Genomic DNA, 1,062 nt, shown 5'->3' with positions numbered 1-1,062 from the left:
CAAGTCCAGACGCCACTTGGCGAAGTCCGGCCACGTTACCGAAACCATCGGCCATGGCAGTTTTGCCGGTAAGCCCTCAGCAAACTTCGCCCATACCGTCGAGAGGCCAGTCTGCCCAAAAAATCGACAGGCGACTTCGACCGCTAATAATGGAGGGCAGATGTCCTCACCACCATCAGCGAAGTCTGCCCCTACATACCAATAGATACGTCCAACCACTTATCAAGCGAGGGTTCTCTGATCTCACAACCGTCGCTTATTTGGCGTGTAGTTAATAGCAGTGTTAATATTCAGTTTATTCTGTAGATTATGCATATCCTTGATGTTTTTCTGAAATAGTGCCATATTTCTTTTAGAGGAAGTATTATTTTCAAGGGAGGTAAAGACATGCTTAAGAAACTCGGAACAGTAGTAGCAACGTTACTCATTGCGTTGGCATTTGCAGTTCCTGCCTTCGCCGCTGATGACATTGGAGCTTCAACTGCTGCTACGGATACTCAGGCTGTTATAACAGATGGAAATTCAGGTGAATCAACCGAAAACTCCAACATTAAAACTCTTAAGGTGAAAGAGCTTCAAGGTTATGATCAACTTCTAACACTTCGAGCAGAAGCTGTGCAAATTCGCTCCCAAATTGCACAAAATAATAAAACCATTAATAATCTTGGGCCTAGCTTTAAGAAATCTTCGAATAAAACTCAAGCCAAATCTATCATCGCTAATTACCGCACTCAAATAAAACAACTTCGTACCGACCTAAAGACACTTTGGGCAACACAGAAAACTAACTGGACAGACATGAAGATTGCAAAGAAAGCCAAAGATAGTGCTACAATGCAACAAATTATGACAGATAAAATTTTGGTCACACGAACCGACATTAACTCTAAACTGAGTTCGATAGTAACGTTACAGCAACAGACCATTCAAAGTTTACAGGGGTTACTTCAACCCGTTGCTCAACAATAAAATATCAGTATCTTCAAAGGAGGACCGCTGTTAAGCGATCCTCTTTTGTTTATGTCGGTGCTTCAACCGAATTCCCACTCGTTTGGCTTCAAC

Annotated in this window: 2 protein-coding genes; both read left to right on the top strand. The window is 42.5% G+C overall.

The annotated features are described in order from the left end of the window. Positions 1–205, top strand: a 205-nt coding sequence (locus GJ688_RS20455) for a hypothetical protein (RefSeq protein ID WP_207708851.1), incomplete at its 5' end; no start/stop codon positions are given. A gap of 182 nt (positions 206–387) precedes the next feature. Then, positions 388–969 carry a hypothetical protein gene (locus tag GJ688_RS19835; protein ID WP_155478166.1) on the top strand — a complete coding sequence of 194 codons (582 nt, stop codon included), beginning with the start codon at positions 388–390 and terminating at the stop codon, positions 967–969. The last annotated feature ends 93 nt before the right edge of the window (positions 970–1,062 follow it).

Origin of the sequence: Heliobacterium mobile (assembly GCF_009720735.1) — a bacterium.
Lineage (GTDB): Bacteria > Bacillota > Desulfitobacteriia > Heliobacteriales > Heliobacteriaceae > Heliobacterium > Heliobacterium mobile.
Note: the sequence above shows the minus strand (reverse complement) of the source record. Positions and strands in the feature narration are given on the sequence as shown.

Coding starts and splice junctions, on each gene's coding strand:
- GJ688_RS19835 (WP_155478166.1), top strand. CDS start 388: ATGCTTAAGAAACTCGGAACAGTAGTAGCAACGTTACTCATTGCGTTG.